General features: G+C 64.6%; 21 protein-coding genes. 19 read left to right on the top strand and 2 right to left on the bottom strand.

What is annotated here, in order from left to right:
- Positions 1-132 precede the first annotated feature (132 nt).
- From A7X65_RS09965 to A7X65_RS09940, 6 genes are all read left to right on the top strand, one after another.
- A complete protein-coding gene (locus A7X65_RS09965; RefSeq protein ID WP_063684283.1) occupies positions 133-1,152 on the top strand; it encodes an ABC transporter ATP-binding protein in 1,020 nt (339 codons plus the stop codon).
- Positions 1,153-1,215: 63 nt separating this feature from the next.
- Positions 1,216-2,469, top strand: coding sequence for an ABC transporter substrate-binding protein (locus A7X65_RS09960; protein WP_082884874.1), 1,254 nt, complete (start codon positions 1,216-1,218; stop codon positions 2,467-2,469).
- A gap of 57 nt (positions 2,470-2,526) precedes the next feature.
- The gene (locus tag A7X65_RS09955; RefSeq protein WP_063684280.1) at positions 2,527-3,447 is read left to right on the top strand and encodes a carbohydrate ABC transporter permease; all 921 of its coding nucleotides are present in this window, start codon (positions 2,527-2,529) and stop codon (positions 3,445-3,447) included.
- Complete coding sequence (locus A7X65_RS09950) at positions 3,444-4,253, top strand: carbohydrate ABC transporter permease (RefSeq protein WP_063684278.1); 810 nt, start codon at positions 3,444-3,446, stop codon at positions 4,251-4,253. Before A7X65_RS09955 ends, A7X65_RS09950 begins: the two co-directional genes overlap by 4 nt.
- Positions 4,253-5,092, top strand: a complete 840-nt coding sequence (locus A7X65_RS09945; RefSeq protein WP_063684277.1) for an endonuclease/exonuclease/phosphatase family protein — start codon at positions 4,253-4,255, stop codon at positions 5,090-5,092. Before A7X65_RS09950 ends, A7X65_RS09945 begins: the two co-directional genes overlap by 1 nt.
- 3 nt (positions 5,093-5,095) lie before the next feature.
- Complete coding sequence (locus tag A7X65_RS09940; RefSeq protein WP_063684276.1) at positions 5,096-5,473, top strand: NUDIX hydrolase; 378 nt, start codon at positions 5,096-5,098, stop codon at positions 5,471-5,473.
- A 42-nt stretch (positions 5,474-5,515) separates the two neighbouring features.
- On the opposite strand, the gene A7X65_RS09935 is transcribed toward A7X65_RS09940, so the two are convergent.
- Together A7X65_RS09935 and A7X65_RS09930 are read right to left on the bottom strand one after the other, a co-directional pair.
- Positions 5,516-6,103, bottom strand: coding sequence for an ANTAR domain-containing response regulator (locus A7X65_RS09935; RefSeq protein WP_063684275.1), 588 nt, complete (start codon positions 6,101-6,103; stop codon positions 5,516-5,518).
- The gene (locus A7X65_RS09930) at positions 6,100-7,275 is read right to left on the bottom strand and encodes a transporter substrate-binding domain-containing protein (RefSeq protein ID WP_063684274.1); all 1,176 of its coding nucleotides are present in this window, start codon (positions 7,273-7,275) and stop codon (positions 6,100-6,102) included. Before A7X65_RS09930 ends, A7X65_RS09935 begins: the two co-directional genes overlap by 4 nt.
- 422 nt (positions 7,276-7,697) lie before the next feature.
- Between A7X65_RS09930 and A7X65_RS09925 the strand changes: the two genes are divergently transcribed.
- The 13 genes from A7X65_RS09925 to A7X65_RS09865 all read left to right on the top strand — a co-directional run bounded on the left by A7X65_RS09925 (position 7,698) and on the right by A7X65_RS09865 (position 22,712).
- On the top strand, positions 7,698-9,098 hold the full coding sequence (locus A7X65_RS09925) for an amidase (protein WP_063684273.1): 1,401 nt from the start codon (positions 7,698-7,700) through the stop codon (positions 9,096-9,098).
- A gap of 17 nt (positions 9,099-9,115) precedes the next feature.
- A complete protein-coding gene (locus A7X65_RS09920; RefSeq protein ID WP_063684272.1) occupies positions 9,116-10,111 on the top strand; it encodes an acetamidase/formamidase family protein in 996 nt (331 codons plus the stop codon).
- Between the two features lie 57 nt (positions 10,112-10,168).
- Positions 10,169-11,386 carry an urea ABC transporter substrate-binding protein gene (locus A7X65_RS09915; protein WP_063684270.1) on the top strand — a complete coding sequence of 406 codons (1,218 nt, stop codon included), beginning with the start codon at positions 10,169-10,171 and terminating at the stop codon, positions 11,384-11,386.
- Positions 11,387-11,479: 93 nt separating this feature from the next.
- Complete coding sequence (locus tag A7X65_RS09910) at positions 11,480-12,346, top strand: ABC transporter permease subunit (RefSeq protein ID WP_063684269.1); 867 nt, start codon at positions 11,480-11,482, stop codon at positions 12,344-12,346.
- Positions 12,347-12,358: 12 nt separating this feature from the next.
- Positions 12,359-13,426: a branched-chain amino acid ABC transporter permease gene (locus tag A7X65_RS09905; protein ID WP_063684266.1), complete on the top strand. Its 1,068-nt coding sequence runs from the start codon at positions 12,359-12,361 to the stop codon at positions 13,424-13,426.
- Between the two features lie 2 nt (positions 13,427-13,428).
- The gene (locus tag A7X65_RS09900) at positions 13,429-14,148 is read left to right on the top strand and encodes an ABC transporter ATP-binding protein (RefSeq protein WP_063684265.1); all 720 of its coding nucleotides are present in this window, start codon (positions 13,429-13,431) and stop codon (positions 14,146-14,148) included.
- The gene (locus tag A7X65_RS09895) at positions 14,138-14,863 is read left to right on the top strand and encodes an ABC transporter ATP-binding protein (protein WP_082884872.1); all 726 of its coding nucleotides are present in this window, start codon (positions 14,138-14,140) and stop codon (positions 14,861-14,863) included. Before A7X65_RS09900 ends, A7X65_RS09895 begins: the two co-directional genes overlap by 11 nt.
- A 46-nt stretch (positions 14,864-14,909) precedes the next feature.
- Complete coding sequence (locus tag A7X65_RS09890) at positions 14,910-15,671, top strand: SDR family NAD(P)-dependent oxidoreductase (RefSeq protein ID WP_063684263.1); 762 nt, start codon at positions 14,910-14,912, stop codon at positions 15,669-15,671.
- A gap of 85 nt (positions 15,672-15,756) precedes the next feature.
- Complete coding sequence (locus A7X65_RS09885) at positions 15,757-17,160, top strand: amidase (protein WP_063684261.1); 1,404 nt, start codon at positions 15,757-15,759, stop codon at positions 17,158-17,160.
- A gap of 489 nt (positions 17,161-17,649) precedes the next feature.
- Positions 17,650-17,946 (top strand): hypothetical protein, encoded by a 297-nt coding sequence (locus A7X65_RS09880; RefSeq protein ID WP_063684260.1) that lies wholly within the window; start codon positions 17,650-17,652, stop codon positions 17,944-17,946.
- A gap of 148 nt (positions 17,947-18,094) precedes the next feature.
- On the top strand, positions 18,095-20,314 hold the full coding sequence (locus A7X65_RS09875; protein ID WP_245323367.1) for a hypothetical protein: 2,220 nt from the start codon (positions 18,095-18,097) through the stop codon (positions 20,312-20,314).
- A 98-nt stretch (positions 20,315-20,412) separates the two neighbouring features.
- On the top strand, positions 20,413-21,663 hold the full coding sequence (locus tag A7X65_RS09870; RefSeq protein WP_063684256.1) for a serine hydrolase domain-containing protein: 1,251 nt from the start codon (positions 20,413-20,415) through the stop codon (positions 21,661-21,663).
- A gap of 167 nt (positions 21,664-21,830) precedes the next feature.
- Complete coding sequence (locus tag A7X65_RS09865; RefSeq protein WP_063684255.1) at positions 21,831-22,712, top strand: AraC family transcriptional regulator; 882 nt, start codon at positions 21,831-21,833, stop codon at positions 22,710-22,712.
- Positions 22,713-22,758 lie beyond the last annotated feature (46 nt).

The following is a 22,758-nucleotide window of genomic DNA, read 5'->3' as shown; positions in this document are numbered from 1 at the left end:
AATAGTCGCTACGCCGATGAATGCGCGTGGCTCAAGGGAGGACGCACGTACTGGTCTTTGACCGGCACTGTGCTGCTCCGTTGGAGCGAGCCGCCATCAGCGTAGCTGCATCATGCTGAGAGCGAACCGGCCATGTCGGCGATTACGCTGAATCATGTCTCCAAGTCGTGGGGCGCGATGCGCGCCGTCGATGACATCAGTCTGACGGCGGACGAGGGCTCGCTGCTGGTGCTGCTGGGGCCGTCCGGCTGCGGCAAGTCGACCACGTTGCGGCTGATCGCCGGGCTCGAGGAGGCCGATGCCGGCACGATCGCCATCGGCGGCGTGGACGTGACCCGCCTGTCGCCGGCGGAGCGGAAGATCTCCATGGTCTTCCAGTCCTATGCGCTATTCCCGCATTTGAGCGTGGCCGAGAACATCATTTTCGGCCTGCGCGTGCGGCGGGTGTCGCGCGCCGAACGCGACGCCCGGCTTCGTCGCGTCGCCGACATCGTTGGTCTCGCGCATCTGCTCGATCGCAAGCCGTCGCAATTGTCGGGAGGGCAGCGCCAGCGCGTCGCGCTGGGACGCGCCATCATCGCCGAGGCGCGGGTCTGTCTCATGGACGAGCCGCTGTCCAACCTGGACGCCAAGCTGCGGCACGAGATGCGAACGGAAATCCGCGCGTTGCAGCAGCGCCTTGGCATGACGATGGTCTACGTGACCCACGATCAGACCGAAGCCATGACGATGGCGGACCGCGTCGTCCTGATGCGCGATGGCCGTATCGAGCAGAACGGCTCGCCGGAAGAGCTCTACAACAGGCCGGCCACGGCGTTTACGGCGCGTTTCATCGGCACGCCGCCGATGAACCTGGTGCGTCAGGGCGATCATCTGATCGGCGTCCGGCCCGAGCACATTCGCATCGTGCCCGGTGGCGATCATGCCGCGCGGGTCAAGGCCGTCGAGCATCTCGGGGCCGACAGCATCGTGTTGTGCGACGTCGACGGCCAGCCGATCTCGGTGCGGCTCGACGGGTTCAGCAAGGTTCAGCCCGGCGAGGATGTCCGCCTGGCCTGGGAGGCCGGTCACGAGCATCGGTTCGATCCGGCGACGGAATGCCGATTGGAGACTTCAGCCAGAGAGGGCCGGCTGGCGACCTCCGCTGGATAGCAGCGGTGGCTTCAGGCGCTCGGCGGATTACAGAGGGAGAGAGAGATGTTTGCGCGACGAACGATGTTGATGGCAGCCGCACTTGCCGTGCTCTCGATGGGGGCACGTCCCGCTGCCGCGGTGGATCTGACCATGTACTATCCGGTCGCGGTCGGCGGTCCCGTCACCAAGATCATCGACGACATGGTCTCGCGCTTCGAGAAGGACAATCCGGACGTCAAGGTGACGGCAGTCTATGCCGGCAACTACACGGACACGATGACCAAGGCGATGACCGCCATGAAGGGCGGGCAGCCGCCGCAACTGTCGGTGCTGTTGTCGACCGACGTCTTCACGTTGATGGACGAAAACGCGATCGTGCCGTTTGACGACCTCGTCGGCGACAAGGCCTGGTTCAAGGAATTCTATCCCGCGTTCATGGCCAACGGCCAAGTGGACGGCAAGACCTGGAGCATCCCGTTCCAGCGTTCGACCATCGTGCTGTACTGGAACAAGGACGCCTTCAAGGAAGCCGGCCTCGATCCCGAGAAGGCGCCGGCGTCATGGGACGAAATGGTCGAGATGTCGAAGAAGCTGGTCAAGAAGGAGGGCGCCAACACGACGCGTTGGGGCGTCGAGATCCCGACGACCGGCTACGGCTACTGGATGCTGCAGGCGCTCGCCATCGAGAACGGCCAGAAGATGATGAACGAGGCCGGCACCGAGGTGTACCTCACCGCGCCGAAGACGGTCGGCGCGCTCGACTACTGGGTCGACCTGTCGCGCAAGCACAACGTCATGCCGACCGGCAGCATCGACTGGGCGACGCTCCGCACCGACTTCCTCGAAGGCAAGACGGCGATGATGTGGCACACGACGGGTAACCTCACGGCCGTCAAGGACGCCGCAAAATTCCAGTTCGGCGTGGCCATGCTGCCGGCCAAGGAGAGGCGGGGATCGCCGACCGGCGGCGGCAGCTTCTACATCTTCAAGAACGCTTCGGCCGAGCAGCAGAAGGCCGCCGTCAAGTTCATCCAGTGGATGACGGCGCCCGAGCGTGCGGCGGAATGGAGCATGAAGACCGGCTACGTCGCGGTGTCGCCGGCCGCCTACAAGACCAAGGCGATGGAAGACTACGCCAAGGGCTTCCCGCAGGCGACCGTCGCGCGCGATCAGCTCGACCATGCCGTGCCGGAGCTGTCCGTCCACGAAAACGGCCGCATCTACAAGTTCGTGAATGATGCCGTGCAGGCCGCGGTCACGGGCTCGCAGAAGCCGCAGGAAGCGCTGGCCGCCGCGCAGGCGCAGTCCGACCGCGTGCTGCGCGCCGCCAAGTAATCGCAAAGTAAGGGACGTGGCGGGGTGGCGGTTCGCCGCCATCCGGCCGGCTCCAGGATGACCGATCTCGCCGCCTCGTCGCCAATCCCCGAACGCCGCGCCCGGTCGCAGGCTTGGTGGAATGCCGTGAATGCGTGGCTGCTGCTGTTGCCGGCGGCGGTCCTGCTGGTTGCCTTCACGCACTGGCCGATCCTGGCGACGATCCGGCATTCGCTGTTCATCACCAAGCGGAACGGCAGCGAGGTCTTCGTCGGGACGGACAGCTACCGGGCCATGGCGGTCGATCCGATCTTCTGGAAGGCGCTGGTCAACAATTTCTGGTTCGCACTCGGCACGATCCCGACGTCGATCGCGCTCGCCCTGATCATGGCGGTCTGGGTCAATCGCAACATGCGCGGCCGCGGCTTTCTGCGGCTGGCGTACTTCACGCCGACGGTGCTGCCGATGATCGCTGTCGCCAACATCTGGCTGTTCTTCTACACGCCGGATTACGGCGCGCTCGATCAGCTGCGCGGGCTGTTCGGCCTCGGCGGCTGGAACTGGCTCGGCGATCCCTCGACGGTGATGGGCTGCCTGATCGTCATGGTGATCTGGAAGGAAGCCGGCTTCTTCATGATCTTCTATCTGGCGGCGCTGCAACAGCTCTCGCCGGACCTCGATGAAGCCGCTTCCATCGAGGGCGCGAGCCGGTGGTACACGTTCCGCCGCATCACGTTCCCGCTGCTGATGCCGACCACGCTGTTCGTGGCCATCAACGCCGTCATCAACTCGTTCAAGCTGGTGGACCATCTGGTCATCATGACAAAGGGCGGTCCGAACAACGCCAGCACGCTGCTGCTCTATTACATTTACGAGGTCGCCTTCACGTTTCAGGACTCCTCCTACGCGGCAACGCTGACAGTCGTGCTTCTGATGCTGCTGAGCGCGATTGCGCTGCTCAAGTTCGGCTATCTCGATCGCAGGATCCACTACCAATGAGAGGCCGGACACACCCCGTCGAGGCCGTCGCAGCATGGCTCCTGGCTTTGATCTGGCTCGCCCCCTTGGCCTATGCCTTCTGGAGCGCGCTGCATCCGGCGGCCTATGCCACGTCGTTCAGCCTGTCCGCGCCCTGGACGCTGGAGAATTTTGCCCGGGCCTGGAAGCAGGCGCCGTTCGGCCGGTACTACCTCAACACGGTCTTGCTGGTGACGTTCATCCTGGTCGGCCAGCTGATCCTGTCGACGCTGGCCGCCTATGCCTTTGCGCGCTTCAGATTCAGGGGCAGCGGCATTGCGTTTGCCCTCGTGCTGCTCCAGCTCATGATCATGCCCGACGTCCTCATCGTCGAGAACTATCGTGCGATCGCCAAGCTGGGCTTGCTCGATACCATTCCTGCCATCGCGCTGCCTTATCTCGCGAGCGCCTTTGGCATCTTCCTGCTGCGGCAGACGTTCAAGAGCGTGCCTCAGGAGCTGGTCGAGGCCGCCCGCGTCGAGGGAGCAGGCCCGCTCGTGATCCTTTGGCGGGTCTATGTGCCCTTGGCCCGGCCCACCTACGTCGCCTTCGGTCTCGTCTCCGTCAGTTATCACTGGAACAACTTCCTGTGGCCGCTGATCGTCACGAATTCGGTGGAAGCGCGGCCGCTCACGGTGGGCCTCGCCGTGTTCGGCGCGCCTGAGACCGGCGTGGATTGGTCGGTGATCACGGCCGCGACCGTGATGACGATGGCGCCACTGTTGATCGCGTTTCTGCTGTTCCAGCGTCAGTTCGTTCAGTCATTCATGCGCGCGGGTATCCGGTAATGCGGCTTCTCACCTGGAACATACAGTGCGGCAAGGGGTGCGACGGAGTCACCGATCTCTCCAGGATCGTTACCGTCGCCAGGCAGACGCTCGATGCGGACGTGTTCTGCTTCCAGGAGGTCAGCGCCAATTTTTCGAGATTTGGCGATGGCGCGGATCAGAGCGCTCAGCTCGCAGCCTTGCTGCCCGGCTACTCCGCGATATTCCGGCCGGCGATCGAGACGATGGATCGCGCGGGCAGTATCCACTGTTTCGGCAACATGACGCTGTCGCGGTTGCCGGTGCTGCAGATCGCCAATCACCTCCTGCCGTTTCCGGGCGCGGGTGGGGTGCGCAGCATGCGCCGTCACGCTCTTGAGGTCACGGTTCAAGCCTCGTTTGGCGCGGTTCGCATCGTCAACACACATCTCGAGTTTCATTCGGCCGATCAGCGTCAGGCGCAGATCACGCGGCTGCTCGACCTGCAGCAGGACGCGTCGGGGAGCCCCAGGCAGGCCAGCTCCCGGCACGATGAGCCATATGGGAGCCAGACCGTCGCGGCGTCGAGCCTGATGTGCGGCGATTTCAATTTCGACGTCGCCGATCCCCAACACGCCCTGATCGACCGCGCCAGCAGGCCCGGCTTGAATTATCGGGATGCGTGGACCGCCAATCGCCCGGGTCGCCCGCGGGCGCCGACATGCGGCATCTTTGATCGCGCACAATGGGCCGACGGGCCGGACTGTCGCGACTTCATCTTCGTCACGGAGGATCTAGTCAGTCGCGTGCGCAGCATCGAGGTCAACGCAGCAACCGATGCGTCCGACCACCAACCCCTCGGGATCGAGCTGGCGGACTAGAGAATGGCGAAGTCATCAAAGCTTGTCGTTGCAAGGAAGGGCAGGGTGCTCCTCGTCAGGCGGCGGCGCGACAAGCGCTGGATGTTTCCGGGCGGCCGCAGGCGTGCCGGCGAGAGTGAGAGAAAGTGCCTCCATCGTGAGATCATGGAGGAGCTGCCAAAGCTCAGGCTTGGCGAGTTGAGGCTGTGGAAGGAAGTCAACGGCAAGAACCGCAGGTCCGGCCGAAGGATGAGCGATGCGATCTTCCTGGGCAAGAAGGCCTCGGGTCCCCTGAAGATCGGCGACAAGAAGGAGCTCGACCGGGCGGAATGGCGCAAGCCGCGCGGACTGAAGCTGACCCCAACCTCACGCTACATTCGCGACAAGCTGTTTCCGAAATAGGCGAGGGCCTGGCTGTTCGCTGTGCGGAGCAGTACAGGCAGTCTAACCGGTTGCGCGCGGGAGCATGCCCCTGGCCGTGATCTCCGCCGAGAGTTCTTCGATCGTCTTGCGCTGCTCCATCGCGGTTCTGCGGATCAGGGCAAAGGCGGCAGGTTCGGCGAGCGCATGCGAATGCATCACCTGGAGAACGGCGGCGAGCACGACGCGACGCGACCGCAGGCGCTGCTCGAGCTTGAGAATCTGCTGCTTCAATTCGCCTGTGCGTTCGTTGCGCTCGAATGCCATCACGAGCGCTGCGTAGATGCCGGCGGACCGCAGCGGCTTGATCAGGAACGATGCCGGATCGAGCTCGAACACCAGCTTGAGGCGGCTCGGCGTTTCGGTGCCGAGCAGGGCGATGACGGGCGATCGCGCCAGGTACGCGCGTTGCGCCGGTTGCAGCAGGGGCAGGAACTCGTCGTCTATCAGCGATAGATCAGGGGCGAAGCTGACGGGATCCGCCGGCGTCCATGCGACACCCTCGATCCCGAGACGTTCGAACTGCCGTCGCACGATGGTTGAGTCGCGCTCGTCCTTGATGGCGACGAGCGCCTTGCGTCCGCGTAGCGAAAATGAAGACGGTCTGCTCATTTCACAACCCGCAAATGCGGCGCGTTCGGCAATGCGCCGCCCGCCGAGGTGTCTTTCGACGGGCTGACGGCAACGTCGAGCTGCGTCAGGTAGGGATCAGGCTTAACAGGCGCGTCGGCTTCCCAGAAGATATCAAACTGTCCTTGCGGATTGGATATGGCAAGCCGCGGTGTAAGGACGCAATGATTGTTGCCGCCGTCGATCCACACCGGTCCTTGCGGCGAATTGTAGCGATAGCCCGCCGCGGCGCGCCGCACCTCGGCAATGTCGGACGTCCCCGCGCGCTGCAGCGCGCGCGCCAGCAGATAGACCGCGACATAGGCGGACTGCCCGTCCACCGAAGGACTGCTGTCCGCGCCGTAGCGCGCCTTCCAGCGCGCGACGAAGGCGCGGTTCTCCGGCAGGCGGATGCTCTCGAAATAGGCCGACGAGGTGATGCAGCCGGCCGATGCCGGCCCGACGATCGCCAGTTCCGGCTCGCACAGGCTGCAGCTCAGCATGGGTATCTCGAGGCCGGCGGCTTTGGTGCCGGCGTCAAAGGCGCGGATGAAGTCGTAGCTCGAGCTTCCGACCAGCGTGTTGAACACGATCGGCGGCTTGCGGCGAACGATCTCGTCGACGATGTGACCGACGGCGCTTTCGCCGAGCTCGAGCAGCCGTTCGGCGAGGATGTGGCCATCTGCCGCGCTGACCAGCTCACGGGTGACGCGATTGGTCTCCCAGGTCCACACATAGTTGGAGCCGACGCAGAAAAACTCCCGCGACAGATTGTCGAGCACGTAGCGGACCAGCGGCAACACGTTGTGATTGGGCGAGGCGCCGACATAGATCACGTTGTCCGAGCACTCGAAGCCCTCGTAGCGGGCGGGATACCAGAGCAGGCGATCGGTGCGCTCCACGATGGGGAGGACCTGCTTGCGCGAGGCCGAGGTGTAGCAGCCGATGATGTGCTCGACGCCGACATTGCGGATCAAATCGTCACAGACCGTGTGATATTCGGAGACGATGCCGCGGGGGTCGCGGATGTGGGGCGTGATCGAGAAGTCGAACTCGGTCTGCGTGTTGATCTCGTCGACCGCCATCATCGCGCTCTTGAGGATCTCGCGGCCCATTGCCTGATAGGGCCCGGACTGCGAGCAGATGATGCCAACGGGAACAGACGGCTTTGTCATTGACGGCTTTCGATCGCGAAACGCGAAGATGAAATCATCATCGCCGATGAGAGCGCAAGGGGCTTACAGTCGGCTTGCCGTTTTGCTGCGCAGCACTCTCGAAATTTAGGCAGGGAGCATCGTTGACAACACGATGGGCAGTTACTTAGACTTTTCTCCTACAGGGCGACCTGTCGAACCTCGCGTGCGCTGATCTGGCCGATGACGTCCAGCTCTTTGCTAACCAAGTGCTTCGTTCGATCACGGCCCCTGAGCGATAGATCATAGCCGCGGCATTTGAGCCATTCGTCACCTCATTCGGGAGGGGCGGGTGGCTTTTTTCGTTTTGCCGCCAGGACAGCTGGCGATGCGTCCGCGTCGCCAGAACGGTGACGCATGTCCGCGCGCGAGCGTGCGTCACATCGCGTGGGAGGATAGGAACGATGGCGGCAACAGATCTCCACTATCTCGGTCTCGTCGACGTCGGACGGAAGATCCATGCGAAGGAGCTGTCGCCGGTCGAAGTCACCAAGGCGATGCTCGGCCGGATCGACAAGCTCGACGGCAAGCTCAAGAGCTTTGCGCATGTGATGGCCGACTCGGCGCTCGCGGAAGCGGCTGCGGCCGAGAAGGAGATCGCTTCCGGCAAGATCAGGGGACCGCTGCACGGCGTGCCGGTTGCTGTGAAGGATCTCTGCTGGGCCAAGGGCGCGCCGGCCGCGCATGGCATGACGATCCATCGCGACTTCCGCCCGACCGAGGACGCCACGGTGGTTGCGCGGCTGAAGGAGGCCGGCGCGATCATCCTCGGCAAGCTGCAGCAGACCGAGGGCGCCTATGCCGATCATCATCCGAAGATCGACCCGCCGAAGAACCCGTGGAACGCGGATCTCTGGCCCGGCGCATCGTCGAGCGGTTCCGGCGTCGCGACCGCGGCCGGCCTCTGCTTCGGCTCGCTCGGCACCGATACCGGCGGGTCGATCCGCTTTCCGTCCGCGGCCAATGGTGTGACCGGGCTCAAGCCGACCTGGGGACGGGTCAGCCGCTACGGCGCGTTCGAGCTGGCAGCGACGCTGGATCACATCGGCCCGATGGCGCGGAGCGCGGTCGATTGCGGCGCGATCCTTCGCGTGATCGCCGGGCAAGATCCCAAGGACACGACGGCGGTTCCGCTGTCGGTACCCGATTATCTCGCCGGCCTGACCGGCGATCTGCGCGGCGTGACCATCGGCGTCGACCGGCGCTGGACCAGCGAAGGCACCGACGGCGATGCGGCCAAGGTGCTGGCCGAGGGGGTGCGGGTGGCGGCCGATCTCGGTGCGAAGATCAAGGAAATCTCCTTTCCTGACCCCAAGGCGATCATCGACGACTGGTTCCCGCTCTGCGGCATCGAAGTCGCGGTCGCGCATGAGGAGACCTATCCGGCACGCAAGGACGAGTACGGCCCGGCACTGGCGGGCCTGCTCGATCTCGGCCGGCAACAGTCCGGCATGGACTACCAGAAGATCGTGCTCCGCCGCGAAGCGTTTCGCGGCGCTGTGTGGGCGCTGTTCGAGAGCGTCGATCTCCTCGCGATCCCAGCCCAGGCGTTCGCGGCGCCGACGCTTGCCAAGATGGCAGCGCTCGGTGAGGACGCCTCGCTGATTGGAGGCCTGCTTCGCTTCACGTGTCCGTTCGACATGACGGGAAGCCCGACCGTGACATTGCCCGGCGGCTTCGCGGCGAATGGCGGCCCGGTCGGCTTCCAGTTCGTCGGCCGTCATTTCGACGAGGCCGGCCTCGTTCGCGCAGGCGATGCGTTCCAGCGCGTCACCGACTGGCACAAGCGTCATCCCGCGATCTGAGCCGAGGAGCCGATCTCATGTCCGAAGACTGGTTGAAGACATCCATCATGGCCAAGCGCGCCGTCGCCAAGGGCGCGACCGGCGCGACCCATAGCCTGACCATCGAGCAGCAGGGGGACTTCCATTACGTCTACGGTCCCTATGCCAAGCCGACCCTGTCGATCGACCCGGGCGGGGTGGTCGTCGTCGAAACCGAAGATGCGTTCGGCGGCGTGTTGACCAAGGAGACCGACAGCCCCACCGCCAAGCTCAACTTCCCCTATCTCAATCCGCAATGCGGGCCGATCGCGGTGAAGGGCGCCAAGAAGGGCGATTGCCTCGCGATCTATATCCGCGACGTCGAGACACGGGGCGAGCAGCCGGCCGGCACAACCTGCATCATTCCGGAGTTCGGCGGGCTGGTCGGGACCGGGTCGACGGCGCTGCTCAATCCGCCGTTGCCGGAGCGCGTGAAGAAGCTGCATGTCGACAGGAACGGCGTGCGCTGGAACGACAAGCTCACGCTGCCCTACGAGCCCTTCATCGGCACCATCGGCGTCTCGCCGGAGATCGAGGCGATCTCGTCGCTGCAGCCGGACTATCACGGCGGCAATATGGACCTGCCCGACGTCGCGCCAGGGGCGATCATCTATTTCCCGGTGCATACCGACGGCGGGATGCTCTATGTCGGCGACTGCCACGCGACGCAGGGCGACGGCGAGCTCTCCGGCGTCGCGCTCGAGCAGCGCGCGACCGTCACGCTCCAGGTGGACCTGATCAAGAACTGGAGCTTCGCCTGGCCTCGGCTCGAGACCAAGGACTTCATCATGACAATCGGCAGCGCGCGTCCGCTCGAGGATGCGGCGCGCATCGCCTATCGCGAACTGGTGCGGTGGATGGCGGCCGATTACGGCTTCGACGAGATCGACGCCTACATGCTGCTCAGCCAGGCCGGCCGCATGCGCCTCGGCAACATGGTCGACCCCAAATACACGATGGGGGCGTCCATCCTGAAGAATTACCTCAAGCCATGACACCCAGCCGCTTTCCATAGAGGGGACATCACGATGAATTCGGGACGCAAGTTACGGATGGTTTTGCTCGGCGCCATGCTCGGCACCGCGGCGTCGATGAATCTTGCCAGCGCCGCGGAGCCGCCACTGAAGGTCGGCCTGCTCGAAGACGTGTCCGGCGATCTTGCCTTCATGGGCATGCCGAAGCTGCACGGCTCGCAGCTCGCCGTCGAGGAGATCAACAAGAGCGGCGGCATTCTGGGCCGGCAGATCGAACTGATCCACCTCGATCCCCAGGGCGATAACGCACGCTACCAGGAATTCGGCCGGCGCCTGCTCAATCGCGACAAGGTGGACGTGCTGATCGGCGGCATCACCTCGGCCTCGCGCGAGGCGCTGCGTCCGATCGTTGATCGCACCACGACGCCGTATTTCTACACCAACCAATACGAGGGTGGTGTCTGCGACGCCAGCATGATCAGTATGGGCGCGGTGCCCGAGCAGCAATTCTCGACTCTGATCCCCTGGATGGTCGAGAAGTTCGGCAAGAAGGTCTATGTCATCGCGGCCGACTATAATTTCGGCCAGATATCGGCGGAGTGGAACCGCAAGATCATGAAGGATCTCGGCGGCGAGGTCGTCGGCGAGGAGTTCATCCCGCTCGGCGTGTCGCAGTTCGCGCAGACCATCCAGAACATCCAGAAGGCCAAGCCGGATTGGCTGCTGACGATCAATGTGGGCGCTGCCCAGGACTCGTTCTTCGAGCAGGCGGCTGCGGCCAATCTCAACCTGCCGATGGGCTCGTCGATCAAGGTCATGCTCGGCTTCGAGCACAAGCGGTTCAAGCCGCCGGCGCTCAACAACATGCACGCGACCGCGAACTGGTTCGAGGAGATCGATACGCCCGAGGCCACCGAGTTCAAGAAGCGCTGGCACGCGAAGTTCCCCGACGAGCTCTACATCAACGACATGGGGTACAACGCCTATAACGCGCTCTACATGTACAAGGCGCTGGTCGAGAAGGCGAAATCGATCAAGCTCGAGGACATGCGGAAAGTGATCGCGACCGGCGATGCCTGCATCGACGCGCCCGAGGGCAAGGTCTGCATCGACCCGAAGAGTCAGCACACCTCTCACCGCATGCGCCTGATCTCGGTCGGGCCGAAGCACGAGGTGAAGGTCGAGAAGGACTACGGCACGATCCAGCCTTACTGGCTTGGCGAGATCGGTTGCGATCTCACCAAGAAGAACGACAAGGACCAGTACACGCCGAGCCATCTCCCCAATAAGTCTTGAGGCGGGCACGGATCTTGCTCGTGTTTGATGTCACGTTTCTGAACAAGACCGGCGCCGCAACGACGCGGCGTCGGGATCGGCAAGGGGACCAAGATGTCGGCTGAATTGTTCTCGCTGTTCTATCAGTTCGCCGACGTCTTCGCGTTCCTCATTCTCTCTGCCGCAGGCCTCGCCATCGTGTTCGGCATGATGGGTGTCATCAACATGGCGCATGGCGAATTCATCATGTGTGGCGCCTATGTGACCGTCGGCTTGGTGAATCTCGGCGTGCCGCTCGCGATTGCCCAGATCCTGGCCGCGTTGACGGCCGGGCTCATCGGTGTCCTCGTTGAATTCCTCGTCGTGCGGCGGTTCTACAAGCGCCCCCTGGATTCGCTGCTCGCGACCTGGGGGCTGAGCCTGATCGTGACGCAGTCGATGCTACTGATCGTCGGCTCCGCCGTGCGCGGCATCGGGACGCCCGAGGGGAGCTTTGCGATCGGCGGCTATACGTTCTCGACCTACCGCCTGGTGCTGTTCGGTTGCGCCGTGGCGGTGCTGGCCGGCCTCTACATCATCTTCATGAAGACGCGTTTTGGCGTCATCGCCCGCGCGACCATGCAGAATGCGGCGATGGCCAAGGCGCTGGGCGCACGCACCGGCCGCATCTATGCGATCAGCTTCGGGATCGGAACCGGCCTTGCCGGGCTTTGCGGCGCGCTCTACGCGCCGACCATGACGCTGATCCCGACCATGGGCGCGACCTTCGTGGTCGAGAGTTTTGTCACCGTCGTGATCGGCGGAGCCAACGTGCTGCTCGGAACGGCGCCGGCCGCCGTGTTCCTGGCGATGATCCGGATGGCCTTGAACGCGAGCTACGGCCAGATCATCGGACAGATCGGCATGCTGGTCGCCGTCATCCTGATCATTCGCGTCTTGCCCGAGGGACTCTCCAGCGTGCTGGTTCGCCGTGGACGCTAAAGGGAATCTGTGATGTTCAAGCTGCTCGAAGGCCCACAGACGCTCGGACGCGGCAAGATGTTCTGGTCGTGCTTCCTGGTCGTGCTCGCGGGCGCGCTGGCCTATCCGCTGTTCGCCGATTCCTACGATGTCGGCAATTTCGCCTACTTCTTGATCTGGATCTTCATGGCGCTCGGCCTCTGCCTGATGTGGGGCTATGGCGGCATGCTGTCCTTCGGCCAGACCTTGTTCTTCGGCATCGCCGGTTACGGCTACGGCGTGCTCGCGATCAACATGGGCGGCGGCAGCGCGACGATCGCCGCGCTCGTGCTCTCCGTGGTCCTGGCGATGATCGCCGCCGGCATCCTCGGATATTTCATGATCTGGGGCGGAATCAACGGCATCTTCTTCGGAATCGTGACGCTGTCCGCGACGCTCGTGCTCGCCTTCTTCCTCGGCCAGACGGCCGGGCCGGAATGGCATATCGGGCCGGCGCGGTTGAACGGCTTCAACGGCATGAAGGGCATGGACCCGCTGACAGTCGGCGACTTCTACATCGAGGGCTCGGCGCTCTATTACGTCATGGTCGCGCTGATCGTGATCGTCTATCTCGCGCTGCGGATGCTGGTCAATTCGGGCATCGGCAACGTCATCGTGGCGACGCGGGAGAATCCGCAGCGCGCGGAGATGCTGGGTTACGACGTCAGGAAATATCAGCTGCTGACCTTCGTGATCGGCAGCGGTCTCGCCGGCCTCAGCGGCGCGCTGTACACGTCCTGGGGACAGTTCATCACCCCGTCCAGTATCGGCTTGCCGGCCGCCGCGATGCCCATCGTGTGGGTGGCGTTCTCGGGGCGCAGCGATCTGACCGCGACGCTGGTCGGGTCGTTCCTGCTGCTGTTCGGCTTCCAGACCATCACGGTCTACAGCCAGCAGGCGGCGCTCGTGCTGATGGGCGCGCTGCTGCTCGCGACCGTGATGCTGGCGCCGCAGGGCTTCGTGCTCGGCATCGGCAAGCTCGCCGCCGACTGGTGGCAGGGACGCCGGCGACGCGGCGACGTCGTGGCAGACGCCGGCCGCTTGCAACCGGAAGAGTCCTGATCATGTCGCTGGTCGAAGTCAAAGGCGTATCGAAGCGCTTCGGCGGATTGACCGCCGTCTCCGGCGTCGACCTCGCGGTCAACGCCGGGGAGATCCACTGCCTGATTGGCCCCAACGGCGCCGGCAAGAGCACGCTGTTCAAGCTGATCGTCGGCCTCTATCCGCCGACCGAGGGCAGCATCCTGTTCGGCACCGTCGATATCACGGCCGAGCGCCCCTACGCGCGCGTGCAGCGGGGCATGAGCATCAAGATGCAGGCCCCGAGCGTATTCAAGGAACTGCCGGTCCGGCAGAACATCCAGACCGCGCTGCAGGAGCGATTGTCCGGCTCGGAGCGCATCGCCGAGGAAGATCGCCTGCTGACGCTGCTCAATCTTGCGGCGGATAGCGACAAGCTCGCGGGCGTGCTGTCGCACGGCCAGCAGCAATGGCTCGAGATCGGGATGGCGCTGGCGTTGAAGCCGCAGCTCCTGCTGCTGGACGAGCCGACCGCGGGCATGTCGCCCGAGGAAACCTTCAGGACCGGCGAGTTGATCAGGTCGTTCAATGCCGAGGGCATGACGGTGCTCGTGGTCGAGCACGACATGGCTTTCGTCCGCCAGGTCGCCCAGCGCGTCACGGTGCTGCATCTCGGCAGGATTTTTGCGCGCGGCACGCTTGACAGCATCCTGCAGGACGAGAAGGTCGCGGAAATCTATCTGGGTAAGACCCATGCTCACTAAACCGTCGTCCTCAGAGCGGATTATCGACGTCGCCGAATTGTGGGCGGGGTACGGCGCGACGCCGATCCTGCAGGGCGTCACCATGTCGGTCTCGCGTGGCGAGATCGTCGGCGTGATCGGCCGTAACGGCGTCGGCAAATCGACCCTGATGCGCTGCCTGATCGGGCTGCTGCAAACCTGGCGCGGCACGATCCGCTTCATGGGGCAGGACGTGACCGCGCTGGAGGCAGACGCACGGGCGAGGGCGGGCTTCGGCTACATCCCGCAAGGGCGCGACGTGTTCCCGCAAATGACGGTCGAGGAAAACCTTCAGGTCGGCGAGCTGATCGGCGGTCCCGGCGGCAAGAAGCTGCCGGAGCTGGTCTACGAATATTTTCCGCGGCTGAAGGAGCGTCGGCGCCAGGCCGCGGGCACCATGTCGGGCGGGGAGCAGCAGCAGCTCGCCATCGGCCGCGCACTGATCGGTAATCCGTCCCTGATGATCCTGGACGAGCCGTCCGAGGGCATTCAGCCCTCTATCGTCCAGCACATCTGCGAAGCGCTCCGGTCGTTCCGCAACGAGCTCGGAACCACCGTCATCTTCGTCGAGCAGAACCTCGACACGATCCTGGCGATCGCCGAGCGCTGTTACATCATGGAGAAGGGCAAGATCACGCGGTCGCTCGCCGGCGGCGAGGTCAACGAGGACAATGTGCGCGAACAGCTTCTGCTCTGAACGGCCTCGGGCATGCTTTCAAGTCGTCAATAGGGAGGGAATGAACATGGATCTCGGACTCAAGGGCGCAAAGGTTCTCGTCACCGGCAGCACGAAGGGCATCGGCAGGGCGATCGCCGACACCTTTGCAGCCGAAGGCGCCAATGTCGGCATCTGCGCGCGCAACCAGGCCGACGTCGACAGCGCGGTCACCGCGATCAAGGCGAAGGGCGTCGCCGCGTTCGGCAGCCCGGTGGACGTCTCCAACGGTCCGGCGCTCAAGGCCTGGGTGGAGGAAATGGCGTCCAAGCTTGGCGGCATCGACATCGTCGTCGCCAATGTCAGTGCGCTCTCGATCGGGCAGGACGAGGAGAGCTGGGAGAAGGAGTTCTCAACCGACATGATGGGCACGGTGCGGCTGGTCAATGCGGCGATGCCGTATCTGGAGAAGAGCAAGGCGGCCGCGATCGTCACCATCTCCAGCGTGTCGGGCCGCGAAGTCGATTTCGCCAGCGGTCCTTACGGGACATTCAAGGCCGCGATCATCCACTACACGCAAGGACTTGCCTTCCAGCTTGCCGGCAAGGGCATCCGCGCCAACTCGGTCTCGCCGGGCAACACCTATTTCGAGGGTGGCGTCTGGAACCAGATCAAGGACGGTAATCCCGAGCTGTACAAGACCGCCCTGGCGCTGAATCCGACCGGCCGCATGGGCACGCCGCAGGAAATGGCGAATGGCGCGGTGTTTCTTGCCAGCAAGGCGGCGAGCTTCATCACCGGCACCAACCTCGTCGTCGATGGTGCGCTCACGCGCGGGGTACAGTTCTAGACGTATCCAGCATCGCGCCATGACGAGACCGGGCCGTCGCGGCGCCGGTGAGCGAAGCCGTTTCCGACAACAACAGGGCTGTCAGATGTCAGCAGATCCAATCCACTACAAGTCGATCACCGAGCTCTCCGAGCTGTTCCGTCGCGGCGAGCTTTTGCCCTCGAAGGTGACCGAGGCCATGCTGAGCCGGATCGCCAGGCTCGACGGAAAATTTCATGGTTATGCACTCGTCCTTGCCGAGCGCGCCATGGCGCAGGCGAAGCGCTGTGACGCCGAGCTTGCCAGTGGCATCTGGCGCGGGCCTCTGCACGGCGTGCCGATCGGACTGAAGGACCTCTGCTACACCAGCTTCGCGCCGACGGCAGGCGGCACCATGATCCACGCCAAGTTCGTCCCGTCGTTCAACGCGACGATCGTGGACCGGCTCGAGCAGGCCGGCGCCGTCACGCTCGGCAAGCTGAAGATGACCGAGGGGGCCTACACCAGCCATCATCCCAACGATCAGGCGCCGCTCAATCCCTGGGGCGTCGATTACTGGGTCGGCTCGTCCTCCAGCGGATCGGGCGTGGCGACCTCGGCGGGGCTCTGCTTCGGCTCGATCGGCAGCGACACCGGCGGCTCGATCCGGTTTCCATCGGCAACCTGCGGGCTGACCGGGATCAAGCCGACCTGGGGACGCGTCAGCCGCCATGGCGTCTTTCCGCTGGCCGACTCGCTCGACCATGTCGGGCCGATGTGCCGGAGCGCAGCCGATGCGGCGGCCATGCTCGGCGTCATCGCAGGGGCGGATGTCAACGATCCCACCGCCCTGCAGGCGCCCGTGCCGAACTATCTCGCGGGGATCGGTGACGGGGTCCGCGGCCTGCGGATCGGCGTCGACCGCAGCTACACCCAGAACGGCATCGATCCGCAAGTGGTCGCCGCGTTGCTCGAAGCCGAGCGGACGCTCGCCGCGCTCGGGGCCGACATCCGCGAGGTCAAGTTCCCGGCCTATGAGAAGCTCGTGAGCATGTGGATTCCGATGTGCTCGATCGAGACCGCTGAGGCGCATCTTGAGACCTATCCGTCGCGGAAGTCGGAATACGGCCCGGACCTGGCGCAGCTGATCGAGCAGGGCAGGTCGATGAGTGGCGTCGAGATCGCGCAGATCCATCACGAGCGGCTGAAATTTTGCGGCAGCCTGGCCGCCCTGTTTGGCGATATCGACCTGCTGCTGATCCCCACCATGCCCGTGCCGATCCCGACACTAACCAGGATGGGAGAGTACGGCGCCGATCCGAACGTGCTGCTCAGCATCCTGCGCTTCACCGCAGTGTTCGACTTCTCGGGCAACCCGACCATCACGCTACCGAATGGCATGGCGTCGGACGGCCTGCCGCTCAGCATGCAGCTCGTCGGCCCGCATCTGTCGGAGGATGTGCTCGCGCGCGCCGGGCATGCCTTCCAGTCGGCGACGGACTGGCATACCCGGCGCGCTCCGATCGATTGAGCCTGTGTCGGCTCGGCTCGGGGGGACTGGACACCGCTTTCCTGATCACTGACGGGATGTGAAGTATCCTGTGGCAATACAAGCGGTGGCGAGTTGCTCTAGAGGTCTTGGAGCTGATGAGATCGATCCTCGATCGCGATTTCGAGAAGCGACAATAGATCGCGATGACCAAGCACAAATTGCGACGGCCGCGCGGAAATTCCTCCTAGTCTCGTTCTGGCCGAGGAAACTCGCGTCGGCGAGAACGGGCCTAGGCTTTGTCGTCCTGGCGCTTCATCCCTTAGATGCCCCACCGCCCAATTTGTCGCACCCATCCTGTGAACCCCTTCACACGCACGCTCCCCTCCACTATGCGACAAAACACCTGCTGTGATTGTGCGTGGTAATTTCCCACCACATCAGCTTCAAACGAGCTGCACACGTCAGAACGACATGTTGAAATAGCCACCGACCGGCCTCGCGCCGGCCGATGAAAGCTATGGAGACACTATGGCTGACAAACACGGACAGAGCATGGTTGGGACGTGGACCAAAACCACGGCGGCCGCGTGTGCGGACAAGTATCCCGCAACCCTCACATTCCAGACAGGCACTTACCGCGGCGTGCGCGGCAAAGGGCAGGGCATGGTGTGGTGGGATGCGGGCATCTACCGTCTCGAAGACTCCAGCACACTCGTCGTCGGGACGGCGAACGATGAACTTGTGACCTATCGCATTTCACTCGAGGCCGACCGGTTTGAGTTCACGGATTCAGAAGGGTGCCTTGTGACCTATCGGCGCGCGTAGGATTCAAGCAAGCCCTGGCCGACCAGAATAACGCGGGGTTACCCGCGAATGATCCCGCGTCTCACGTCGATCGCCTCGCCATTCTCAACGAGGAGATTACGACATGTGCAATTGTTCAGAGCATGGATCGAGCGGAAGCCTGGCCAAGATGACCGATGCATCGGTCGAGCCGGCGATGAAGCCGCTCGTGCCGCTGTCGCGCCAGATCAGCTTTGGCGATGAGGAGCCCGGCGACCAGCCGGCCGCGACCGACCTGCAGCCGATACCGCCGTTCAGGCTGTGCAAGCTCGATTTCCGCGAGGGCTGCTACCAGATCAACTTCAGGCCGACGGCGAGCCTTGTGACGTTCGAAGGCACGCTGCGCGTCGATCGCTCGGCGCCCGACGGCGGCGCGGATCATCTGATCGTCAGTGGCGATCTCTACTCGAAGCGGCTGGTGATTGATCCGCTCCCCCATCCGCTGCCGCCTGTGGGTGGTACGGACGAAGAAGATGACGCGGCAGCGGACCCCGGCCTGACGAGCCTTGCCGCCTCGCTCAGCGCGGTCGACGAGCCCGTCATTCCGCATCCGATCCTGCGGCCGCGGATCCCGATATTCCCCCGCGCGCGCTATCACTCCTATCTCAGGGTCACCAGCGTGTCCGCGCCGGTCGCGGTGCCGTTTCCGAAGAAATGCGAGCTGACCATCGTCGCCGAGCAGTTCAATTACACGCAGCCGCCGTCCGGCCAGTTCAAGGGCTCGTTCCCGGCAACCCCGTCGCGCACCGTGACCTTGAAGCTGTCGAAGGTGCCGGCGCCGTTCCCGTTCTCGCTGACCGGCGGGCCGTTCTACCAGGGCCGGCTGTTCGAGGGCGGCGTGGACAAGGGCAGCATCACGCTCGCCTGGGTGTCGAAATTCTTCCGCCGCTGCACGCTGGAGATCGACACGCTGGTCGGTGCTGTCAGGCCCGCGCCGGTGCCCGATGGTGCCGGCGGCACGGAGTTCTTCGACACGGTCTTCGCCAAGACCGGCTGGCAGCTCACCGTCGTGCAGGACCAGCTCAACGTGCCTGTCCCTGCGGGCGTCGTGCCGACCAATTGCTGGAGCTCGGCGGACCTGCACGCGCTGATGACCACGGTGCGCAATCCCGCGACCAATCTCGACACCGAATGGCGCGTGCACATGATCGTCGTGCCGGCAAAGCTCGGCTGCTCGCGCGGCATCATGTACGACCAGATCGGCGTGCCCCGTGAGGGCTGCGCCAGCTTCTCCGATGACGGCTATCCGGTCTCGGACTCCTCGAACTTCGGCCTTGCCGCCAACAAGAAGCAGCGCGACGTGCCGCGTGCGTTCCTGCGCAGCGCCACCCACGAGCTGACGCACACGCTGAACCAGATCCACCAGGAGCAGGAGACGGCGGCCGACAACTCGATCATGACCACGACGCCGAGCGTCGCGGACGTGCTCGGCGGTCCCGCCACCGGCGCGCCCGGCGTGTTCCCGGACCAGATCAAGCTCGCGCACAACACCAATGTGCGGCATCACCTTAACCACATGCCCGATCCCGTCATCCGTCCGGGCGGATGGCCGTTCGCAAGCTGGTTCCCGACGGGCGCGCCGCAGGCCGCCGACCGGCACGATTTCGAGCCGTCGGAGCTGTCGCTGACGGTCACGGCCACGACCGATCGCGTCGCGCTCGGCCAGCCGCTGGACCTGACCTGGACGATGACGAACACCAGCGGCGTGTCGCTGCGCGCGCCGAACGACGTCAGCGTCGAGGCGCTGTTCGCGTCGATCACCGTCACCGACGGCGAGGGGCGCGAGCGGCCGGTGCGGCCCTTCGTGATCCTGTGCGAGCACGCCAAGGTGGCCGAGCTCGAGCCCGGCCAGAGCGTCACGGCGTCGGCGAAAGTGTTCTGGAGCACGGCGGGCTTCGCCTTTGAGAAGCCGGGCCGCTATCGCGTCGACGTCGCGGTCTCGTGGTCGGCGCAGGGCGTGATGGTGGGCGTGCAGTCGGGCCTCGACGTGTTCGTCGATTATCCGACCAGCTCGACCGACAACCATTCGGCCAATCTCGTGCTGCATCCCGAGGTCGGCAAATGGGTGGCGCTCGGCGGCGATGCCTATCACCTCGGCGAAGCCTGCCGGCGCCTGCAGGCGCTCAGCCAGACCGAGACGGTCACGCGGGCCGCTCCCGGCGACGGCCCTGCCGCACCGCGCGCGATCGACGGCTTTGCCGATCTGCTGCCCGACCGCGCCAAGCTCGCCCGCTTGCGGCCCGAGCTGACCGCCGGCACCGGTCGCGCAGCCGGCGCACCGTCGCGTGCCGCAGCGCCCGGCCGCAAGCGCGCGACGAAGGCGAAGAAGCGCACGGGGCGGAAGGGCTAACGACGCAGCCGCCCGCGCAGCAGCCCAGCATATCGGCAAGATGTGCGTTGCGCGGACCCATGCTACGACACGAGCTCCATCCTCTGGAGCTCGTGTCAATGTCCGTGAACGTCGCCGCCCATCCTCCCGCCGCCGAAACCGACCCCGAAGCCCTCGGCTGGATGCGCGGCTTTCCGCCGGCGCCCGAGCGCACGATCACCTTCCAGAACGGCTCGTTCCGCAGCTTCCCCGAGCTGCGCTGGGCCTGGAGCAATGTGCGCCAGTTGGTGCCGACCGTGAATGTCTGGCGCGGGGCAGGGCCGGCGTCGGTGCTGCCGCGCGAGGACCATGACATCGGCGCGGTCGCCTCGACCACGATGGACGGTCGGCCCATGACCTTCGCAAAGATGCTGGAGGAAACCTACACCGACGGCATCGCCGTGCTGCATCGGGGCAAGCTGATCTACGAGCGCTATTTCGGCGCGTTGAAGCCGCACAAGCCGCACATTGCGATGTCCGTGACGAAATCGTTCACCGGCGTGCTCGCGGGCATGCTGGTCGCCGAGGGCAAGATCGATCCGCAGGCACCCGTCACCGACTACGTGCCCGAGCTGAAGGCCAGCGCATTCACCGATGCACGCGTGCACGAGGTCATGGATATGACCACCGGGCTCGAATACACGGAAGTCTACACCGACAGGAACTCGCACGTCTGGGGCCTCAGGCGCGCCAACGGCATGGCGCCGATCCCGCCGGATTATGATGGTGCCACCACCATCTTCGATTTCCTCGTCGCGCAGAAGAAGCAGGGCGAGCACGGCAAGGCCTTCGCCTACAAGACCGTCAACACCGACGTGCTCGCCTGGATCGTCAGGCGCGTCAGCGGCCTGACGCTGTCGGACCTGCTCTCCGAGCGCATCTGGACGCAGATCGGCGCGGAAGAGGACGCGCATTACCATGTCGACCGCATCGGCACCGAAAGCGGCGGCGGCGGCCTCTCCACCACCTTGCGCGATCTCGCCCGCTTCGGCGAGACCATGCGCAATCACGGCCGCTTCAACGGCCGCCAGATCGTGCCGTCGCAGGTGGTCGAGGACATCGCGCGCGGCGGCGATCCCGAGAAATTCAAGCCGGCCGGCTACACCACGCTGCCGGGTGCCTCCTACCGCAATCAATGGTGGGTCACGCACAACGCGCACGGCGCCTACATGGCGCGCGGCGTTCACGGCCAGGGCATCTACATCGATCCCAGGGCCGAGATGGTGATCGCGCGCTACGCCTCGCATCCCATGGCGGGCAATGCCGCCAACGATCCCGTGACGCTGCCCGCCTACATGGCGTTGGCGAAGGCGCTGATGGCGGGCGGTTGAGGCAGCCGTAGGATGGGTAGAGCGCAGCGAAACCCATCATCGCTCCTCCACACGAACGCGATGGGTTTCGCTTCGCTCTACCCATCCTACGGACCGCCAAACCGCAAGATCGGTCGAGCGCATCGTCGCCGCCTTCGCCTAACTGCAGCCGCCACGGAGGAGGGACGATGACGGCGGCACTGCAAAACTATCAGGCGCGGATGCGGCGGGTGCTGGAGCATATCGACCGGCATCTCGACACGGATCTGGACCTGGACAGCTTGAGCGGTGTCGCGGCCTTCTCGAAATTCCATTTCCATCGGCAGTTTTCGGCGACCTTCGGGTTGTCGGTGCTTCGTTATGTCCAGCTCGCCCGTATGAAGCGCGCTTCCTACCGGCTGGCTTACAGTGACGCGCAAAGCGTCACGGACATTGCGATGGACGCCGGCTATGACGCACCGGATGCCTTCGCCCGCGCCTTTCGGCAACGGTTCGGGCAATCGCCGTCGTCGTTCCGGAAATCGCCCGTGTGGGAACCGTGGCTTGCGGCCTTCGGGCCTCTCGATATCGCGAGGAGCAAGCTCATGCAGACGAATTTTACCCCTGACGACGTGACGATCCGCAACGTGCCCACCATCAAGGTGGCGATCATGGAGCACCGCGGCGACCCCGCGATGCTTGGCGCCACCATCCAGCGCTTCATCGCCTGGCGCAAATCCGCCGGTCTTCATCCCAGCACGAGCCCGACCTTCAATGTCTGGCGCTCGGAACGGCGACCGGCGCAGCCCGCCGATTACAGCGCGGACCTCTGTGTCGGGACCGATCAGCCGATCGTGGCCAACGGCGAAGACATCAAGTCCGGCGAGATCCCCGGCGGGCGCTGTGCCGTGCTGCGCGTCGTCGGCTACACCGACAATCTGGAGCCGGCCGCGCTCTATCTCTACCGCGACTGGCTTCCGGCCAGCGGCGAGGAGGTGCGTGACTTCCCGATCTACTGCCAGCGGCTGAGCTTCTTTCCGGAAGTTCCGGAGCACGAGACGGTCGCGGAACTTTTCCTGCCGCTGAAGTGACGACTTCCGGCGGCGGCCCGTGCGAAGAAACGCACCGGCCGCCGCC

Origin of the sequence: Bradyrhizobium stylosanthis, from assembly GCF_001641335.1 — a bacterium.
In the GTDB taxonomy this organism is placed as follows: Bacteria; Pseudomonadota; Alphaproteobacteria; order Rhizobiales; family Xanthobacteraceae; genus Bradyrhizobium; species Bradyrhizobium stylosanthis.
This window is presented reverse-complemented; position numbering and strand designations above follow the sequence as displayed.